This window comes from Streptomyces sp. CB02366 (genome assembly GCF_001905905.1).
Lineage (GTDB): Bacteria > Actinomycetota > Actinomycetes > Streptomycetales > Streptomycetaceae > Streptomyces.
In genome coordinates this window covers 939,486-958,371 of the sequence record NZ_LIVT01000003.1, presented here as the reverse complement: position 1 = coordinate 958,371, position 18,886 = coordinate 939,486, and the positions used below count along the sequence as shown (strand labels likewise).

Sequence of the window (18,886 nt, the reverse complement as noted above, 5' to 3'; positions counted from 1 at the left end):
CCGGCGCCCGTGGCTCCACTCACGCTCTTACTCCTCGTGCTCCCCGGTCGAAGGCTCCGTGCCCTCGACGATGCCCTCGCTCACGCCCTCGGCGTGAACCCCGGCCGCCTCGCCCTCGGCGTCGTCGGCCCCTTCGACCTCTTCCGCCTCACGACCGGCCTCGGCGTTGCGCGCGATGCCGACGACGGCGTCGCGCTTGCCCAGATTGATCAGTTGGACGCCCATGGTGTCACGGCCCGTCTCCCTGACTTCATTGACTCGCGTACGAATCACACCACCGCCGAGCGTGATGGCGAGAATCTCGTCGGTCTCCTCGACCACCAGCGCGCCGACGAGCGATCCGCGGTCCTCCACGATCTTGGCGGCCTTGATACCGAGGCCGCCGCGACCCTGGACGCGGTACTCGTCGACGGCGGTCCGCTTCGCGTACCCGCCGTCGGTGGCGGTGAAGACGAACGTACCGGGCCGGACGACATTCATCGAGAGGAGTTCGTCGCCCTCGCGGAAACTCATCCCCTTCACACCCGAAGTGGCGCGGCCCATCGGACGCAGCGCGTCGTCCGTCGCGGTGAACCGGATCGACTGGGCCTTCTTGCTGATGAGCAGCAGGTCGTCCTCGGCCGACACCAGCTCGGCGCCGATCAGCTCGTCGTCCCCGCCGTCCGGCGTCTCGCGCAGGTTGATCGCGATGACACCGCCCGAGCGCGGCGAGTCGTAGTCCTTGAGCGCGGTCTTCTTCACCAGACCGCCCTTCGTCGCCAGGATCAGGTACGGCACGGCCTCGTAGTCGCGGATCGCGAGGATCTGGGCGATCTTCTCGTCCGGCTGGAAGGCCAGCAGGTTGGCGACGTGCTGGCCGCGCGCGTCCCGGCCGGCGTCGGGCAGCTCGTACGCCTTGGCCCGGTAGACCCGGCCCTTGTTGGTGAAGAACAGCAGCCAGTGGTGGGTCGTGGAGACGAAGAAGTGGTCGACGATGTCGTCCTCGCGCAGCTTCGTCCCGCGCACGCCCTTGCCGCCGCGCTTCTGCGAGCGGTAGTCGTCGGTCTTCGTCCGCTTCACATAGCCGCTGCGGGAGATCGTGACGACGATGTCCTCCTCGGCGATCAGGTCCTCGATGGACATGTCGCCCTCGAAGGGCACCAGCTTGGAGCGCCGGTCGTCGCCGAACTTCTCGACGATCGCCGCCAGCTCCTCGCTCACGATCGCGCGCTGCTTGGCGGGCGAGGCCAGGATCTCGTTGTACTCGTTGATCTTGGCCTGGAGCTCGTCGTGCTCGGCGGTGATCTTCTGGTGCTCCAGCGCGGCCAGCCGGCGCAGCTGCATCTCCAGGATCGCGTTGGCCTGGAGATCGTCGATCTCCAGCAGGCCCATCAGCCCCTCACGCGCGATCTCCACCGTGTTGGAGCGCCGGATGAGGGCGATGACCTCGTCGATGGCGTTCAGGGCCTTGAGGAGGCCGCGCAGGATGTGCGCCCGCTCCTCGGCCTTGCGCAGGCGGAACTTCGTGCGCCGGACGATGACCTCGATCTGGTGCGTCACCCAGTGGCGGATGAACGCGTCGATCGACAGCGTGCGCGGCACCCCGTCGACGAGCGCCAGCATGTTCGCGCCGAAGTTCGTCTGGAGGTCGGTGTGCTTGTACAGGTTGTTCAGGACCACCTTGGCGACCGCGTCCCGCTTGAGGACGACGACCAGGCGCTGGCCCGTCCGCGAGGAGGTCTCGTCGCGGACGTCCGCGATGCCGCCGACCTTGCCGTCCTTGACCAGGTCGGCGATCTTCTGCGCGAGGTTGTCGGGGTTGGTCTGGTACGGAAGCTCCGTGACGACCAGGCACTGGCGGCCCTGGATCTCCTCGACCGCGACGACCGCGCGCATCGTGATGGAGCCGCGGCCCGTGCGGTACGCCTCCTCGATGCCCTTGCGGCCCACGACCAGCGCGCCGGTGGGGAAGTCGGGGCCCTTGATGCGCTCGATCAGCGCGTCCTGCAGCTCCTCGTGCGAGGCGTCCGGGTGCTCCAGGTACCACTGGGCGCCCGCGGCGACCTCGCGCAGGTTGTGCGGCGGGATGTTGGTCGCCATGCCGACCGCGATCCCGGCGGAGCCGTTGACCAGCAGGTTCGGGAAGCGCGCCGGCAGGACCGTCGGCTCCTGGTTGCGGCCGTCGTAGTTGTCCTGGAAGTCGACGGTCTCCTCGTCGATGTCCCGGACCATCTCCATGGACAGCGGCATCATCTTGCACTCGGTGTACCGCATGGCGGCGGCCGGGTCGTTGCCCGGGGAACCGAAGTTGCCGTTGGAGTCCACCAGCGGCATCCGCATCGACCACGGCTGCGCCAGGCGCACCAGGGCGTCGTAGATGGAGGAGTCGCCGTGCGGGTGGTACGTGCCCATGACGTCGCCGACGACGCGGGCGCACTTGTAGAAGCCCTTCTCCGGGCGGTAGCCACCGTCGTACATCGCGTACAGCACCCGGCGGTGGACGGGCTTGAGGCCGTCCCGCACGTCGGGCAGCGCACGCGAGACGATGACGGACATCGCGTAGTCGAGGTAGGAGCGCTGCATCTCCGTCTCGAGCTGGACGGGCTCGACCCGCATCCCCACGCCGGGGACGGTGACCTCCTCCTCGGTCGTCACGGATTCAGGTGTCACGGGGGTGTTCTCGTCGGCCATTGCTGGTCAAAGTCCTTTCGAGCTGCGGCGTGGCTGGTACGGCCGACTCAGATGTCGAGGAAGCGGACGTCCTTGGCGTTGCGCTGGATGAACGAGCGCCGCGCCTCGACGTCCTCGCCCATGAGCACCGAGAACAGGTCGTCGGCCTGCGCCGCGTCGTCCAGCGTGACCTGGCCGAGCACCCGGTGGTCGATGTCCATGGTCGTGACGCGCAGCTCCTCGGCGTTCATCTCGCCGAGGCCCTTGAAGCGCTGGATCGAGTCTTCCCTGATCCGCTTGCCGTTCTGCTTGCCGAGCGCCACCAGGGCATCGCGCTCGCGGTCCGAGTACGCGTACTCGAAGTCGTCGCGGCCCCACTTGATCTTGTAGAGCGGCGGGCGGGAGAGGTAGACGTGCCCGGCCTCGACCAGCGGCTTCATGAAGCGGAAGAGGAAGGTCAGCAGCAGGGTGTTGATGTGCTGGCCGTCGACGTCGGCGTCCGCCATCAGGATGATCTTGTGATAGCGGAGCTTCTCGATGTCGAAGTCCTCGTGGACTCCGGTGCCGAACGCCGAGATCAGGGCCTGCACCTCGGTGTTCTGGAGGATCTTGTCGATCCGGGCCTTCTCGACGTTCAGGATCTTGCCGCGGATCGGCAGGATCGCCTGGTACATCGGGTTGCGGCCGGACTTCGCCGAACCGCCGGCGGAGTCGCCCTCGACGATGAAGATCTCGCACTGGGTGGGGTCGTTCGACTGGCAGTCGCTGAGCTTGCCCGGCAGCGAGGCGCTCTCCAGGAGCCCCTTGCGCCGCGTCAGGTCGCGCGCCTTGCGGGCCGCCACGCGGGCGGTCGAGGCGGCGATGCCCTTGCGGATGATGTCGGCGGCCTCGTTGGGGTTCCGGTCGAACCAGTCCGTCAGCTGCTCGTGGACGACCTTCTGCACGAAGGTCTTGGCCTCCGTGTTGCCCAGCTTGGTCTTCGTCTGGCCCTCGAACTGCGGCTCGCCCAGCTTCACCGAGATGATCGCGGTGAGGCCCTCGCGGACGTCCTCGCCGGTGAGGTTGTCGTCCTTGTCGCGCAGCAGCTTCTTGTCCCGCGCGTACCGGTTGACCAGCGAGGTCAGCGCCGCGCGGAAGCCCTCCTCGTGCGTACCGCCCTCATGCGTGTGGATCGCGTTGGCGAAGGAGTAGACGCCCTCGGTGTACTGCGTGTTCCACTGCATGGCGATCTCGGCCGAGAGGAGACGGTCCTTGTCCTCGGCCTCGATGTCGATCACCGACTGGTGGATGACGTCGCCCTTGCGGGAGTTGAGGTACTTCACGAAATCGACGATGCCGTTTTCGTAGTGGTACGTGACCGAGCGGGCGGCCTCCTCCTGGGCGGGCTCGGCCGCGTCCGCGCTGTCCGCGCCCGCCGTCGCCTTCGCCGACTCGCGCTCGTCGGTGAGCTTGAGGGTGAGGCCCTTGTTGAGGAACGCCATCTCCTGGAAGCGGCGCGAGAGGGTCTCGAAGCTGTACTCGGTGGTCTCGAAGATGTCGCCGTCGGCCCAGAAGGTGACCGTGGTGCCGGTCTCCTCGGTGGCCTCGTGCTTCGCCAGGGGGGCGGTGGGGACACCGAGCTTGTAGTCCTGGGTCCAGCGGTAGCCGTCGGTCTTGACCTCGACGGAGACCCGGGTGGACAGGGCGTTGACGACGGAGACGCCGACGCCGTGCAGACCGCCGGAGACGGCGTAGCCGCCGCCCCCGAACTTGCCGCCCGCGTGCAGGACGGTCAGCACGACCTCGACGGCCGGCTTCCCTTCGGACGGCACGATGCCGACCGGGATGCCGCGGCCGTTGTCGATCACGCGCACCCCGCCGTCGGGGAGGATCGTGACGTCGATGGTGTCCGCGTGGCCCGCCATCGCCTCGTCGACCGAGTTGTCGACGACCTCTTGCACCAGGTGGTGCAGGCCGCGCTCACCGGTCGAGCCGATGTACATGCCAGGCCGCTTGCGGACCGCGTCCAGCCCTTCCAGCACGGTGATCGCACTGGCGTCGTACGAGGTCGCGGCCTCGCCCGGCTCACCGGCTGTGGACGGAATGTTCTCGTTGGGGTTGCCGGAATCGGCCACGAAGCGCCCTTTCTGGCACAGCACAGGCCGTCCTCCGGACAACCGGGAGCGGCTGCGTCGTTCGGCTTGTATCGACGACTCCCGCCTCAGCGGCGGGATTACTCACCAGTCTACCGGTAGCGCTGACATGAGTGGGGGTTTGCCGGTACCTGAGTACGCATGTGCCGCCCTGAATGAGCGGCTGACGACTCCCCATATTCGGGAAGGGGCTCCAAGAGGCCCTGAAGGGCTTTGAGCGCTTCGGCCTGTCAACCTCCCGCTACGGTGAGGGACGCTTCAGCCGTACCGTCCGGTTTGCTCTCGCGCCCAGCCGGGGGAAATCCCCTGAAACTCGCCCCGTGCACGACAATTTTGCGCCAAAAGCGCAGCTCAGGTCTGGCGAGCGAGGAGAGACACGGGCGCGGCGGGGACGCGTGGAAGCCGACCGTCAGGGCCGCGCCCGGCCGACGCGTCCCCGCTCCTCACCCGTAGGTGTCCCCCGGCCCCTTGCTGCCCGGCGCCCGCAGCGGCCCGTAGCGGCGCTCAGGGCCTCCCGGCCCGACCACCTTGATCATCCGTACCGTGCCCTGCCCCAGATCCGCGTTCAGCCGGGCCACCAGCTGCGGAGCCAGCAACCGCAGCTGCGTCGCCCACGCCGTCGAGTCGCAGCTCACGGTCAGCACCCGGGCGTCCGGGGCCTCGTCGTACCGCAGCGGTACGCAGTGGTTGGCCAGGTCCTCGCCGACGATCTGCGGCCACCGCCCCATCACCCCGCCGACCGCCGCGGGCGTCTCCCAGCCCCGCTCGGTGATCAGCCGGTTGATCGCGGATCCCAGCGCCTGCGGATCCCGACCGTCCGACCGGGCCCCCGAGCGCAGCCCGCCGCCCCGCCGGGCCTGCTTCTTCTGCTGCGCCGCCGCGCCGCGCGCCCGCGCCTGCTCCTTCGCGGCCCGCAGCGCGACCCGGGCCAGATCGACCCCGGACACCTCGGGCGGCTTCGGACTCCCGGCCTCCGGCGCACCGCCGCCGGCCCCCGCCTCGCCCGCCCGCTCGTCCCCGCCGGTCATACGCGCTCCACCTCGCCCGCGGTCACCGCGTACCGCGCCCCCGCCAGCGCGGCCGGCACGTCCTCCGCCACCGCGGCCGTCACCAGCACCTGTTCGCCCGGGGCCACCAGCTCCGCCAGCCGCTCCCGGCGACGGGCGTCCAGCTCGGCGAAGACGTCGTCCAGCACCAGCACGGGCTCGTTGCCCTCGGACCGCAGAAGCTCGTACGAGGCCAGCCGCAGCGCCAAGGCGTAGCTCCAGGACTCGCCGTGACTCGCGTACCCCTTCGCCGGCATACCGCGCAGCCCCAGCAGCAGATCGTCGCGGTGCGGGCCGACCAGCGTCACGCCCCGCTCGATCTCCTGCTTCCGGACCCCCACGAGCGCCGCCGTCAGCTGCTCGTACAGCTCGTCGCGGGTGCGCTCGGGCCCCACGTCCTCGCCGACCGAGCTGCGGTACTCCAGCGCCACCGGCCCGCCGCCCGGCGCGACGTCCCCGTACGCCTTGTCGGCCAGCGGCTGGAGCGTGGCGATCAGATCCAGCCGCTGGGCCAGCAGCTCGGCGCCCACCCGGCCCAGGTGCTGGTCCCAGACGTCCAGGGTGGACAGGTCCATCGAGCGGCCGCCGTGCCGCCGGGCCATCGCTGCGGACTTCAGCAGGGTGTTGCGCTGTTTGAGCACCCGCTCGTAGTCGGAGCGGACGCCGGCCATCCGGGGCGAGCGCGCGGTGATCAGCTCGTCCAGGAACCGCCGCCGCTCGCCGGGGTCGCCCTTGACCAGCGCCAGGTCCTCCGGCGCGAACAGCACCGTCCGGACTATCCCGAGCACGTCACGCGGTCTGACCTGCGAGGACCTGTTGATACGGGCCCGGTTCGCGCGGCCCGGGTTCAGCTCCAGTTCGACGAGCTGCGAACGCTCACCCTGCGTCACGGCCGCGCGGATCACGGCCCGCTCCGCCCCCATCCGCACCAGCGGGGCGTCCGAGGAGACCCGGTGGCTGCCGAGGGTGGCGAGATAGCCGACGGCCTCGACCAGGTTGGTCTTGCCCTGCCCGTTGGCGCCCACGAACGCGGTGACGCCCGGGTCGAGCGGGACCTCGACCCGGGCGTACGAGCGGAAGTCGGCCAGCGAGAGATGGGTGACGTGCATGGTGGCCGACCTCTCCCGTTGGTGCTTCCGCTTCACAGACCGTCACGCTGTGCGACGCTGCGCGGCGCGTCCCGTACGCGCCTTGTCGAGACGCCGACGCGGGGGCGCCGGCGCCCCGGTCAGTTCTCGGACTTGGACTCGACCGCGTGCCCGCCGAACTGGTTGCGCAGCGCGGCGACCATCTTCATCTGCGGCGAGTCGTCCTGACGCGAGGCGAACCGCGCGAACAGCGACGCCGTGATCGCGGGCAGCGGCACCGCGTTGTCGATCGCGGCCTCCACCGTCCAGCGGCCCTCGCCCGAGTCGGCGGCGTACCCCCGGAGCTGGTCCAGGTGCTCGTCGTCGTCGAGGGCCTTGACCGCGAGGTCGAGCAGCCAGGAACGGATGACCGTGCCCTCCTGCCAGGAGCGGAAGACCTCGCGCACGTCGGTGACGGAGTCGACCTTCTCCAGGAGCTCCCAGCCCTCGGCGTACGCCTGCATCATGGCGTACTCGATGCCGTTGTGGACCATCTTGGCGAAGTGGCCGGCGCCGACCTTGCCCGCGTGGACGGAGCCGAAGTCGCCCTCGGGCCGCAGCGCGTCGAAGATCGGCTGGACCTTCGCCACGTTCTCCTCGGTGCCGCCGTACATCAGGGCGTAGCCGTTCTGCAGGCCCCAGACGCCGCCGGAGACGCCGCAGTCGACGAAGCCGATGTCCTTGAGACCCAGTTCGGCGGCGTGCTTCTCGTCGTCGGTCCAGCGCGAGTTCCCTCCGTCGACGACCACGTCGCCGGGCGAGAGCAGCTCCGCCAGCTCGTCGATCGTGGACTGGGTCGCGGCGCCGGCCGGAACCATGACCCACACGACCCGCGGGCCCTTCAGCCTGCCCACAAGCTCTTCGAGGCTGTGGACATCGGCGACATCCGGGTTGCGGTCGTAACCGATGACGGTGTGGCCTGCGCGGCGGATGCGCTCACGCATGTTGCCGCCCATCTTGCCGAGGCCGACGAGACCGAGCTCCATCAGAGATTCCTTAAGCGTCGTGGCGATAAGCGTCGGGGCGCGTGTGCACCCGTGTCCGAGCCTACGCCCGGCCGGGGACAGCGCGGCGGGCCCGCTCCGCGCCGAGCGGGCCCGCCGGAAACTGCCGCGGAAAGGTCCCCCGGACGGCGGGGGCGCCGGGATCAGCCGGAGAGGCGCACCGGCATGATCAGGTACTTGTACGCGTCGTCCGCCTCGGCGTCGACGGCCGGGCGGCCGCTGAGCAGAGCGGGCTTGGTGGACGTGGTGAACGAGAGCTGGGCGACCGGGGAGTCGATCGCGCTCAGGCCGTCCAGCAGGAACGTCGGGTTGAAGGCGATCGAGATGTCGTCGCCCTCCAGCACCGCGTCGACCCTCTCCACAGCCTGTGCGTCGTCGCTGGAGCCGGCCTCCAGGATGAGGACGCCCTGCTCGAAGCTGAGCCGTACGGGTGTGTTGCGCTCGGCGACCAGGGCCACGCGCTTGACGGCCTCGACGAAGGGGGCCGTCTCGATCACCGCGACGGAGTTGAACTCGGTCGGGAACAGCGTGCGGTACTTCGGCAGGTCGCCCTCGAGCAGCCGCGTGGTGGTGCGCCGCCCGGCGCCCTCGAAACCGATCAGGCCCTCGCCCGCACCGGAGCCGGAGAGCGCCAGGGTGACCGTGTCGCCGCTGGTGAGCGCCTTCGCGGTGTCCAGGAGCGTCTTGGCGGGCACCAGGGCGACTGCTGAGGCGTCCGCGTTCTCCGGCTTCCACAGGAACTCGCGGACCGCGAAGCGGTAGCGGTCGGTGGAGGCGAGGGTGACGGTGTCGCCCTCGATCTCGATCCGCACACCGGTGAGCACGGGCAGCGTGTCGTCGCGGCCCGCGGCGATGGCGACCTGGGCGGCGGCCGAGGCGAAGACCTCGCCGGGGACGGTGCCGGTGGCGGTCGGCATCTGCGGCAGGGCGGGGTACTCCTCCACAGGCAGTGTGTGGAGAGTGAAGCGCGAGGAGCCGCAGACGACCGTGGCGCGCACACCGTCTGTGGAGATCTCCACCGGGCGGTTGGGCAGGGCGCGGCAGATGTCGGCGAGCAGCCGGCCGGAGACGAGCACCGTGCCGTCCTCGTCGACCTCCGCGTCGACGGAGACCCTGGCGGAGACCTCGTAGTCGAAGCTGGAGAAGCTGAGCGCCCCGTCCTCGGCCTTCAGCAGAAGACCCGCGAGAACGGGCGCCGGCGGACGGGCCGGGAGGCTGCGGGCCACCCAGGCCACCGCCTCCGCGAGTACATCGCGCTCCACCCGGATCTTCACCGGAACCGCCTCCTGCTGTTGCTCGCTCGCCCTGCTGGCCTTCGTCGTCTGGACCGGAGCCCGCTGCCGAGTCGGCAGAGGCTCCGGGGTCCAGTCTGACCTACGGCACCGACAGCCGTTGCTGCTCGGGGTCAAGTCGGGCCGAGAGGTCCGCGGCGGTCGCCGGTCGAGTTGTACACAGGCCCCACTTCGAAGCGGATTCCTGGCTAACTCTGGGTGGTAGTAGTAGTAGGCCCTGTGGAAACCGTGGATAACGTCGTTTGCACAGGTCAGCCTCTGTTTTTTGTCCACCGGTCCTGTGGGCGGCGCCCGTGGACAACCCGGCCTATCTGTGGACAGCCGAAAGTTCTGCACACCCGATGCACAGGAGGGGGCTACTTCTCCCCAACGCTGTCCCCAGTTTTACCCCTGTTCCCCACAACCCAACCCCGCGCCTTGGTGTGACGCCTTTCACTCCTGGCGGTGAAAGCGTGTGTTGCGTTGCCGAACAGTGGACAGGCGTGTGGAGAAGCTGGGGACAACTCGGCCCGACCTGTGGGCCGCCGGTGGACAACGCCGAGGACCCGCTGTGGAAGAGAAAGTTGTCCACAGGCTGTGGATCATCGTTGACCACAAATCCCCAACCGCCTGACCTGGCCTGATGGAGTATCGGCAGCGCCCCCTGTGGACGCAATATGGACAACTTCCCAGTCCCCAGGCTGTGGACGGAAAATTCTTCGCACATCTGTGGAGAAGGGCCCGTGAGCAGTCCGCATTCGAACAGCGAGGGTGCGGGAGAGCCCGTGTCGCGGGCCCCGGCGACGCGCGGGGAGGCCCGGCGACCGTCCCGGAAGCCTCTTCGCGGGCCCCGGAAACGCGGAAAGGCGCCTGCCGCGAACCGTGGAGGTCCGCGGCAGACGCCCTGAGAAGCGCCCTCCCGGAAGCCCGGCAGCCCGGAGAGGCCGCGCCCCGGAGAGGCCGCGCCCCGGAGAGGCCGCGCCCCGGAGAGGCCGCCGCCCCGGAGAGGCCGCCGCCCCGGAGAGGCCGCCGCCCCGGGGAGGTCAGGAGCTCCGGAGGCCCGGGGGCATCGGACACCCCGAAGCCCCTGAGGTCCGGGAAGCCGGTGCACGATCGCCCTGCGGGTGTCGGGGTCAGCCGTTCTTGATGCGGTTGGTCAGCTCGGTGACCTGGTTGTAGATGGAGCGACGCTCCGCCATCAGCGCCCGGATCTTCCGGTCCGCGTGCATCACCGTCGTATGGTCGCGACCGCCGAACTGCGCACCGATCTTCGGCAGCGAGAGATCGGTCAGCTCGCGGCACAGGTACATGGCGATCTGGCGCGCCGTCACCAGCACCCGGCTGCGCGACGATCCGCACAGGTCGTCGACGGTGAGACCGAAGTAGTCCGCGGTCGCCGCCATGATGGCCGGCGCGGTGATCTCCGGGGCCGCCTCCTCGCCGCCCGGGATCAGGTCCTTCAGCACGATCTCGGTCAGCCCCAGGTCCACCGGCTGCCGGTTGAGCGAGGCGAAGGCGGTCACCCGGATCAGGGCCCCCTCCAGCTCACGGATGTTGCGCGAGATCCGCGAGGCGATGAACTCCAGCACCTCCGGCGGGGCGTTGAGCTGCTCCTGCACCGCCTTCTTGCGGAGGATCGCGATCCGGGTCTCCAGCTCGGGCGGCTGGACGTCGGTGGTCAGACCCCACTCGAAGCGGTTGCGCAGCCGGTCCTCCAGCGTCACCAGCTGCTTGGGCGGCCGGTCGGAGGAGAGCACGATCTGCTTGTTCGCGTTGTGCAGCGTATTGAAGGTGTGGAAGAACTCCTCCTGCGTCGATTCCTTGCTCGCGAGGAACTGGATGTCGTCGACGAGCAGGATGTCCACGTCGCGGTAGCGCTTGCGGAAGGTGTCGCCCTTGCCGTCGCGGATCGAGTTGATGAACTCGTTGGTGAACTCCTCCGAGCTCACGTACCGCACCCGGGTTCCCGGGTAGAGGCTCCGCGCGTAGTGCCCGATGGCGTGCAGCAGGTGGGTCTTGCCCAGACCCGACTCGCCGTAGATGAACAGGGGGTTGTACGCCTTCGCGGGCGCTTCGGCCACGGCGACGGCCGCGGCGTGCGCGAACCGGTTGGAGGCCCCGATGACGAAGGTGTCGAAGAGGTACTTCGGGTTGAGCCGGGCGTGCGGTTCGCCGGGGCCCGGCGCGGGGGCCGGCTGGGCGCCCATCGGGCCGGGGGCCGGGCCGCCGGTGCGGCCGGGACCGTGGCCCGGGACGCCCTGGCGGTGCTGCGGCTGCTGGTCCTGGCGGTCGGGCCGCTGCTGTTCGTACCCCTGGTGCTCGGCCGGCTGCGACCGGTAGTCGTGCTGGGGCCGCCCGGCGCCGTACGGCTCGCGCCACTGCTCGGAGGGCTGCTCCCGGTACTGCTCGCCGTCGCGGTACTGCTCGTTCTCCCGGTACGACTCGTTCCCGCGGTATGCGTCGCTCTCGCGGTACGGCTCGCCGGAAGACTGCTCCCGGTCCTGGTAACCGCTGTGCCGGGGCTGCTGCCAGGAGAGGTCGTCCTGGGTGCGCGGCCAGGCGCCGGGGGCCGGGCGCTGCTGGTAGTCGGGGTAGGCGGGCCGGGCCGTCGGCATGCCGTCGTCGGAGGGCCGGTGGCCGTAACCGTCGTACGCGTCGTCCCGGGGGGCGTCCTCGCGCGGCTGCGCCGGGTAGCGGTGGCCGTGCTGGCTCTGGTGCGACGGGGACGGCGGGGCGGGCGGCTCGCCGGCGGAGTCGTCGACGGTGATCGCGATCCGGATCGGGCGGCCGCACTCGCGGGTCAGCGTCTCACTGATGAGCGGGGCGAGCCGCCCCTCCAGGACGTGTTTGCCCCATTCGTTGGGGACGGCCAGCAGCGCGGTGTCGGCGACGAGTGCCAGAGGCTGGCAGCGCTCGATCCACTGCTTGTCCTTCGGCTCGATGCCCTGCTGGCCCTCCCCGAGGAGTTGTTCCAGCACTCGCGGCCACACTGCGGCAAGATCGGCAGGTACGTCAGCCACAAGGCACGCTCTCTCGCATGTCCCACGAATGTGTGGTTCTCGGGACGGGATGGGTCGGGTCGGGTGAGGTCCGGCAGTCGGGAAGGAAAAGATCCGGAGTTCAGCCAAGGTAGTCAGGCCGACCCGCACGGTTCAAGTTGTTGTCCACAGGCTGTGCACAATGGGGGGTCGTACGGAGCTGGTTTGACCGGATGGCGTAGCCGCGCGTACCGTGACCAGGTCGAGTTGTCGATGGCTGCTGCCGCCTGCCTCCGATGGGCAAAGATCACGATCTGTGATTGTGAAGCGGTGCACTAAGGCGTTTACGCGAGTTCCTCGTGGGCGCACGGTGACAGCCAGGCGATGTCCCGCCAAGACACGAATCATTTCTGGAGCCCCCGAGTGAGCAAGCGCACCTTCCAGCCGAACAACCGCCGTCGCGCCAAGACCCACGGCTTCCGTCTGCGCATGCGTACCCGTGCCGGCCGTGCGATCCTCGCGAACCGCCGCGGCAAGGGCCGCAGCAGCCTGTCCGCCTGATCGCTTACAGGTCCATGACGTGCTGCCTACCGAGAATCGGCTGAGGCGGCGCGAGGACTTCGCGACCGCGGTACGACGAGGCCGTCGAGCCGGACGGCCACTGCTCGTCGTCCATCTACGCAGCGGTGTTACGGACCCGCACGTGTCGGAGGAGACTGTTCCCCCGCCACGTGCGGGTTTCGTTGTCAGCAAGGCCGTGGGGGGCGCCGTCGTCCGTACCGCGGTGAAGCGGAGGCTTCGCCATCTGGTCCGGGACCGGCTGGCTCAGCTGCCCCCCGGTAGCCTTGTTGTCGTACGGGCGCTGCCCGGTGCGGGCGACGCCGACCATGCACAGCTGGCCCGAGACCTGGACGCCGCTCTGCAGCGGCTCCTGGGAGGGGGCGCGCGATGAAGTACCCGCTGCTTGCTCTCATCAAGCTGTACCAGTGGACGATCAGTCCACTCCTCGGTCCTGTCTGCCGCTATTACCCGTCGTGTTCCCACTATGGATATACGTCGATCGACAGGCACGGCGCCATCAAGGGAACAGCGCTGACGGCTTGGCGCATCCTGCGGTGCAACCCGTGGTCACCCGGTGGTGTGGATCATGTTCCGCCTCGCAAGCGTCCGCGGTGGCACGAGCTGCTGCGCAACGCCCTGCGCGGCGAAAAGGGCGGGGAGACCGCCGCTGATGTGCCGCCCGGGGGGTCGGTCTCCGAACCTCCGAGCCCGGCCGCAGAGACCTCGCCCAATGCTCAAGGAGCCTGATTAGTGGACACGATTGCCAGTCTGTTCAGCTTTATCACCACACCCGTCTCATGGATCATCGTCCAGTTCCACAAGGTCTACGGAGCGCTCTTCGGCGATGACTCCGGGTGGGCCTGGGGCCTGTCGATCGTGTCCCTGGTGGTGCTGATCCGGATCTGCCTGATCCCGCTTTTCGTGAAGCAGATCAAGTCGACCCGCAACATGCAGGTGCTCCAGCCGAAGATGAAGGCGATCCAGGAGCGCTACAAGAACGACAAGCAGCGCCAGTCCGAAGAGATGATGAAGCTGTACAAGGAGACGGGCACCAACCCGCTCTCCTCGTGCCTTCCGATCCTGGCGCAGTCCCCGTTCTTCTTCGCCCTGTACCACGTGCTGTCGTCCATCGCCTCGGGCAAGAAGATCGGCGCGATCAACCAGGACCTCCTGGACAGCGCGCGTGAGGCCCACATCTTCGGGGCCCCGCTGGCCGCGAAGTTCATGGACAGCGCCGACAAGGTCGCCTCGCTCAACGCCGACCTGCTGGACGTCCGGATCGTCACCGCGATCATGATCATCATGATGTCCGCCTCGCAGTTCTTCACCCAGCGCCAGCTGATGACGAAGAACGTCGACCTGACGGTGAAGACCCCGTACATGCAGCAGCAGAAGATGCTGATGTACATCTTCCCGATCATCTTCGCCGTGATGGGCATCAACTTCCCCGTCGGTGTCCTCGTCTACTGGCTGACCACCAACGTCTGGACCATGGGTCAGCAGATGTACGTGATCAACCAGAACCCGACGCCGGGCAGCAAGGCGCAGGACGCCTACCTCCAGCGACTGCTCAAGAGCGTGACCTCCCACGGAGAGGTGCGGGGCCGCACCCGGCGCAAGATGGTCAAGGCGATCGTCGCCAAGGGGGCCGACCGCAACGACATCGAGCGCAAGTTCATCACCAGCCTCGCCAAGCTGGGCCTCGCGGCCCAGGAGGACGGGACGGTCCGGAAGGGCGAGACGACGGTCGCCGATGCCGACGGGCAGTCGTCCAAGCGTCAGCAGCCCAAGCGCCAGACCAAGGCGAAGCGCCAGACGACCGGCCACGCGACCGCGGGAGCCAAGGACACGGCGTCCACGGCAGCCGGCTCCACGACTTCGCTCGAGAAGCAGGACGCACCGCAGGACAGCAAGCCGAAGTCGGCGGACAAGCCCGCCTCCGGCTCCTCACGCCAAGCCAAGTCCGGACAGCGCAAGGGCCCGCAGCGGCCCAAGCACCCGTCCAAGAAGTAAGAAGGAGTCCACCCGTGACGGAAGGCACCACTTCCACGGCGCCCGCCGAGGCCGGCAGCGACACCCTGACCCGCCTGGAGCAGGAGGGGGAGATCGCGGCCGACTACCTCGAGGGCCTGCTCGACATCGCCGACCTCGACGGCGACATCGACATGGACGTCGAGGCGGACCGGGCCGCGGTGTCGATCATCAGCGAGTCGGCACGCGACCTTCAGAAGCTCGTGGGCCGCGACGGCGAGGTCCTGGAGGCCCTCCAGGAGCTGACGCGGCTGGCCGTTCACCGGGAAACCGGTGACCGCAGCCGTCTGATGCTGGACATCGGCGGTTTCCGTGCCAAGAAGCGCGCGGTCCTCGCAGAGCTGGGCGCCAAGGCGGCGAACGAGGTCAAGAGCTCGGGCCGACCGGTGAAGCTGGACCCGATGACGCCGTTCGAGCGCAAGGTCGTGCACGACGCGATCGCCGCCGCCGGCCTCCGGAGCGAGTCGGAGGGCGAGGAGCCGCAGCGCTTCGTCGTCGTTCTCCCGGCCTGACCGGACCCTTGTACTGTCGGCCCCGTCTGTTCGCAGGCGGGGCCGCATGTGTCAGCTTGATAGTCGGCCACGAGACAGGCCCTAGGGCGGTACGGAAGGACGGTCCCCCGTGACGGAGGCAGCAGAGCTTCCCCAGGCACCTGCGGAGGCGCAGGCGGTGTTCGGAGAGCTCTTTCCGGAGGCTGTCCGGTACGCGGAGCTTCTGGCGGACGCCGGGGTCAAGCGCGGCCTGATCGGGCCGCGTGAGGTCCCCCGGCTGTGGGAGCGGCACCTGTTGAACTGCGCCGTCCTCTCCGAGGTCGTGCCCGAGGGCGTCACCGTCTGCGATGTGGGCTCGGGCGCGGGGCTGCCCGGTATCCCGCTCGCGCTGGTACGCCCGGATCTCAAGATCACCCTGCTGGAGCCGCTGCTGCGGCGGACGAACTTCCTCCAGGAAGTCGTCGAGCTGCTGGGCCTGGACCACGTGACGGTCGTGCGCGGCCGGGCGGAGGAGGTCCTGGGCACGCTGCAGCCGGTACAGGTGGTGACCGCGCGTGCGGTGGCCCCCCTGGACCGGCTCGCGGGCTGGGGCGTGCCCCTGCTGAAGCCGTACGGCGAGATGCTCGCGCTCAAGGGCGACACCGCCGAGGAGGAGCTCCACGGTGCCAGGGCGGCGCTCAGCAAGCTCGGTGTGGTGGAGACCGAGGTGCTCCAGGTCGGAGAAGGCGTCGTCGATCCGCTGTCCACCGTGGTCCGTGTCGTGGTGGGCGAGAGCCCGGGTGGTGTGAGGTTCGCCGCAAAGAGGGCCAAGGCCGCCCGGACGGGACGCACCCGCAGGCGCCGCTGAGAGGGCCGTCGACCGGTCTCCTTGCCCAGCGGGGAGGCCGGCCGACGACCAGCGAGTACAGGCGGTGTATGCCTGTTCAGCCCGCTTTGCAACTTTTCCGCCGGAACATAGCGATAGCTGCCGACTGCGGAGTGTCGTGGCCTGGGAGTTGCCGCGCAGAGGCATCGTGTTTCACGTGAAACGTCGCTCTCTGCTGCAGGGAATCATCGGTCGCGGTCGTACGGCTGCCACGCCGCGTGACCGCAAGCCCGGACGAGTGGCCGAGTTGTCCACACGCGCGGATTCATCCACAGAACAGCGGGCCTCGCTGGTTCACGACCCCGAAAGCATGGCAGGCTCTGTTCATTGCGAGCCTGAAGTCGAGGAGAGTGAATCCTTGCGGTCCGACGCCAACATCGCGGGACCGATGACCGACCCGGTCCCCGGTCCCCGAACCGAGTCCCTGGGGGAGGGTGTTTCACGTGAAACACCGCCGCCCATGGACGACACCCCCATCGGCCGTTCCGCTCAACTGGCGGTCGAGGCCCTCGGCCGCGCCGGCGAAGGGCTGCCTCGTCCTGACCGCACCCGCGTCATGGTGGTGGCCAACCAGAAGGGCGGCGTGGGCAAGACGACCACGACGGTCAACCTTGCCGCGTCTCTGGCCCTGCACGGTGCGCGCGTTCTGGTGGTCGACCTCGACCCGCAGGGCAACGCCTCCACGGCACTGGGGATCGATCATCACGCCGACGTCCCCTCCATCTACGACGTGCTGGTGGACAGCCGCCCCCTCTCCGAGGTGGTTCAGCCCGTAAGGGACGTCGAGGGCCTCTTCTGCGCTCCCGCCACCATCGACCTCGCCGGGGCGGAGATCGAACTGGTCTCGCTGGTGGCTCGGGAAAGCCGGCTTCAACGGGCCATCCAGGCATACGAGCAGCCGCTGGACTACATCCTCATCGACTGTCCGCCGTCGCTGGGCCTGCTGACGGTGAACGCCCTGGTCGCGGGGGCCGAGGTGCTGATCCCCATCCAGTGCGAGTACTACGCGCTGGAAGGGCTGGGACAGTTGCTGCGCAACGTCGACCTGGTACGGGGCCACCTGAACCCGGAACTGCACGTCTCGACGATCCTGCTGACGATGTACGACGGCCGGACGAGGCTCGCCTCCCAGGTCGCCGAGGAGGTCCGTACCCACTTCGGCAAGGAAGTGCTGCGGACGAGTATCCCGCGGTCGGTACGTATCTCTGAGGCGCCGAGCTACGGACAGACCGTCCTGACCTATGATCCGGGATCCAGCGGTTCGCTCTCTTACCTCGAAGCCGCCCGGGAAATCGCTCTGCGGGGCGTCGGGGTGCACTACGAGTCTCAGCACGCCCATACGAGCAATCAGAACAACCGGCAGAACATTTCGGAGGGCATGCAGTGAGTGAGCGGCGTAGAGGACTGGGACGTGGGCTCGGTGCGTTGATCCCCGCCGCCCCCCAGGAGAAGCAGGTCCCGGCCGGTGGCGTCGCCTCGTCCGGTGCCGGCCCGGTCCTGACGGCGGAGCGCGGGGTGGCCGCGGCCAAGGTGGCCGGGCTTCCGTCCTCACCGGTGGTGCCGGAGCCGGCGTCCGCCCCCGAGGAGCGGGTCGAACAGGGTGCCGGGACGTCCGGCGCGTACTTTGCGGAGCTGCCGGTCGGGGCGATCACCCCGAACCCGCGCCAGCCCCGTGAGGTCTTCGACGAGGATGCCCTGGCCGAGCTGGTCGTCTCCATCAAGGAGGTCGGCCTGCTCCAGCCGGTCGTCGTCCGGAAGGTGGGCTCGGACAGCTATGAGCTGATCATGGGTGAGCGGCGGTGGAGGGCCTGCCGTGAAGCGGGCCTGGAACGCATCCCCACCATCGTTCGTGCCACGGACGACGAGAAGCTGCTGCTGGACGCGTTGCTGGAGAACCTCCACCGGGCTCAGCTGAACCCGCTGGAGGAGGCTGCGGCGTACGACCAGCTGCTCAAGGACTTCAAGTGCACGCATGACGAGCTGGCCGACCGAATCGGCCGCTCGCGCCCGCAGGTGTCGAACACGCTGAGGCTCCTGCGGCTCTCGCCGCCGGTGCAGCGCCGAGTCGCCGCCGGTGTTCTTTCCGCCGGACACGCCCGCGCCCTGCTGTCCGTGGACGACTCGGAGGAGCAGGACCGGCTGGCTCACCGCATCGTGGCCGAGGGTCTTTCGGTGCGTGCCGTCGAAGAGATCGTGACGCTGTTGGGCTCGCATCCGTCCAGCTCTCCGAAGGCCAAGGGGCCGCGGGCGGGCGGTCGGGTGTCTCCGGCTCTGACCGACCTGGCGACCCGCCTGTCCGACCGCTTCGAGACCCGGGTGAAGGTCGACCTGGGGCAGAAGAAGGGCAAGATCGTGGTCGAGTTCGCCTCGATGGAGGACTTGGACCGGATTCTCGGAAGCCTCGCCCCGGGCGAAGGCCGGGTGCTGGAGCGTCGGCTCGCCGAGATGCCCGAGGACGACCAGGGCTGAGCAGCGCGGCTCCGCGAAAGGGCGGGCCGGGCTCCGGTGGTGTCCGGAGCCCGGCCCGCCCTTTGCGCTCTCACGGTGTCCGCATCACCTCTGGGTGGATACGATGCGTTCTGGAACGGCGCATCCACGGTGATGGACCTCGAAGGAGGGTGGAGACCTTGCCACGAGTGAGCCGTAGCCGCCTTGTCACGGTCGGGCTGGGCTTGGGCGCGGTCGGCGGTTTCATCGGCAGCCTGTTCCATGAACGGAGCGCGTTGGCAGC

15 protein-coding genes are annotated in these 18,886 nt (G+C 69.0%); 8 read left to right on the top strand and 7 right to left on the bottom strand.

Going from position 1 to position 18,886, the window contains the following annotated elements; genetic code table 11:
• Positions 1–27: 27 nt before the first annotated feature.
• From gyrA to dnaA, 7 genes are all read right to left on the bottom strand, one after another.
• Positions 28–2,670 (bottom strand): DNA gyrase subunit A, encoded by a 2,643-nt coding sequence (gene gyrA, locus AMK24_RS12890; RefSeq protein ID WP_073768217.1) that lies wholly within the window; start codon positions 2,668–2,670, stop codon positions 28–30.
• Between the two features lie 47 nt (positions 2,671–2,717).
• Positions 2,718–4,787 (bottom strand): DNA topoisomerase (ATP-hydrolyzing) subunit B, encoded by a 2,070-nt coding sequence (gene gyrB / locus AMK24_RS12885; protein WP_073768215.1) that lies wholly within the window; start codon positions 4,785–4,787, stop codon positions 2,718–2,720.
• 437 nt (positions 4,788–5,224) lie between these two features.
• Positions 5,225–5,728 (bottom strand): DUF721 domain-containing protein, encoded by a 504-nt coding sequence (locus tag AMK24_RS12880; RefSeq protein ID WP_073768890.1) that lies wholly within the window; start codon positions 5,726–5,728, stop codon positions 5,225–5,227.
• 77 nt (positions 5,729–5,805) lie between these two features.
• The gene (gene recF / locus AMK24_RS12875) at positions 5,806–6,936 is read right to left on the bottom strand and encodes a DNA replication/repair protein RecF (protein WP_073768213.1); all 1,131 of its coding nucleotides are present in this window, start codon (positions 6,934–6,936) and stop codon (positions 5,806–5,808) included.
• A gap of 119 nt (positions 6,937–7,055) precedes the next feature.
• Positions 7,056–7,940, bottom strand: coding sequence for a phosphogluconate dehydrogenase (NAD(+)-dependent, decarboxylating) (gene gnd / locus AMK24_RS12870; protein ID WP_073768211.1), 885 nt, complete (start codon positions 7,938–7,940; stop codon positions 7,056–7,058).
• Between the two features lie 161 nt (positions 7,941–8,101).
• Positions 8,102–9,232, bottom strand: coding sequence for a DNA polymerase III subunit beta (gene dnaN / locus AMK24_RS12865; RefSeq protein ID WP_030115122.1), 1,131 nt, complete (start codon positions 9,230–9,232; stop codon positions 8,102–8,104).
• Between the two features lie 1,130 nt (positions 9,233–10,362).
• Complete coding sequence (gene dnaA, locus AMK24_RS12855) at positions 10,363–12,249, bottom strand: chromosomal replication initiator protein DnaA (protein WP_073768209.1); 1,887 nt, start codon at positions 12,247–12,249, stop codon at positions 10,363–10,365.
• Positions 12,250–12,630: 381 nt separating this feature from the next.
• Between dnaA and rpmH the strand changes: the two genes are divergently transcribed.
• The 8 genes from rpmH to AMK24_RS12815 all read left to right on the top strand — a co-directional run bounded on the left by rpmH (position 12,631) and on the right by AMK24_RS12815 (position 18,624).
• A complete protein-coding gene (gene rpmH / locus AMK24_RS12850) occupies positions 12,631–12,768 on the top strand; it encodes a 50S ribosomal protein L34 (RefSeq protein ID WP_003967884.1) in 138 nt (45 codons plus the stop codon).
• Positions 12,769–12,787: 19 nt separating this feature from the next.
• Entirely contained in the window at positions 12,788–13,159 is a 372-nt protein-coding gene (gene rnpA, locus AMK24_RS12845; protein WP_073768207.1) for a ribonuclease P protein component, read from the top strand.
• Positions 13,156–13,515: a membrane protein insertion efficiency factor YidD gene (gene yidD, locus AMK24_RS12840; protein WP_073768205.1), complete on the top strand. Its 360-nt coding sequence runs from the start codon at positions 13,156–13,158 to the stop codon at positions 13,513–13,515. The genes rnpA and yidD overlap by 4 nt, the downstream gene beginning before the upstream one ends.
• A gap of 3 nt (positions 13,516–13,518) precedes the next feature.
• Positions 13,519–14,781: a membrane protein insertase YidC gene (gene yidC / locus AMK24_RS12835; RefSeq protein WP_073768203.1), complete on the top strand. Its 1,263-nt coding sequence runs from the start codon at positions 13,519–13,521 to the stop codon at positions 14,779–14,781.
• Between the two features lie 14 nt (positions 14,782–14,795).
• Complete coding sequence (locus tag AMK24_RS12830; protein ID WP_073768201.1) at positions 14,796–15,311, top strand: Jag family protein; 516 nt, start codon at positions 14,796–14,798, stop codon at positions 15,309–15,311.
• A gap of 109 nt (positions 15,312–15,420) precedes the next feature.
• On the top strand, positions 15,421–16,137 hold the full coding sequence (rsmG, locus tag AMK24_RS12825; protein ID WP_073768199.1) for a 16S rRNA (guanine(527)-N(7))-methyltransferase RsmG: 717 nt from the start codon (positions 15,421–15,423) through the stop codon (positions 16,135–16,137).
• A gap of 328 nt (positions 16,138–16,465) precedes the next feature.
• Entirely contained in the window at positions 16,466–17,542 is a 1,077-nt protein-coding gene (locus AMK24_RS12820) for a ParA family protein (protein WP_073768197.1), read from the top strand.
• Entirely contained in the window at positions 17,539–18,624 is a 1,086-nt protein-coding gene (locus tag AMK24_RS12815) for a ParB/RepB/Spo0J family partition protein (protein ID WP_073768195.1), read from the top strand. Before AMK24_RS12820 ends, AMK24_RS12815 begins: the two co-directional genes overlap by 4 nt.
• The last annotated feature ends 262 nt before the right edge of the window (positions 18,625–18,886 follow it).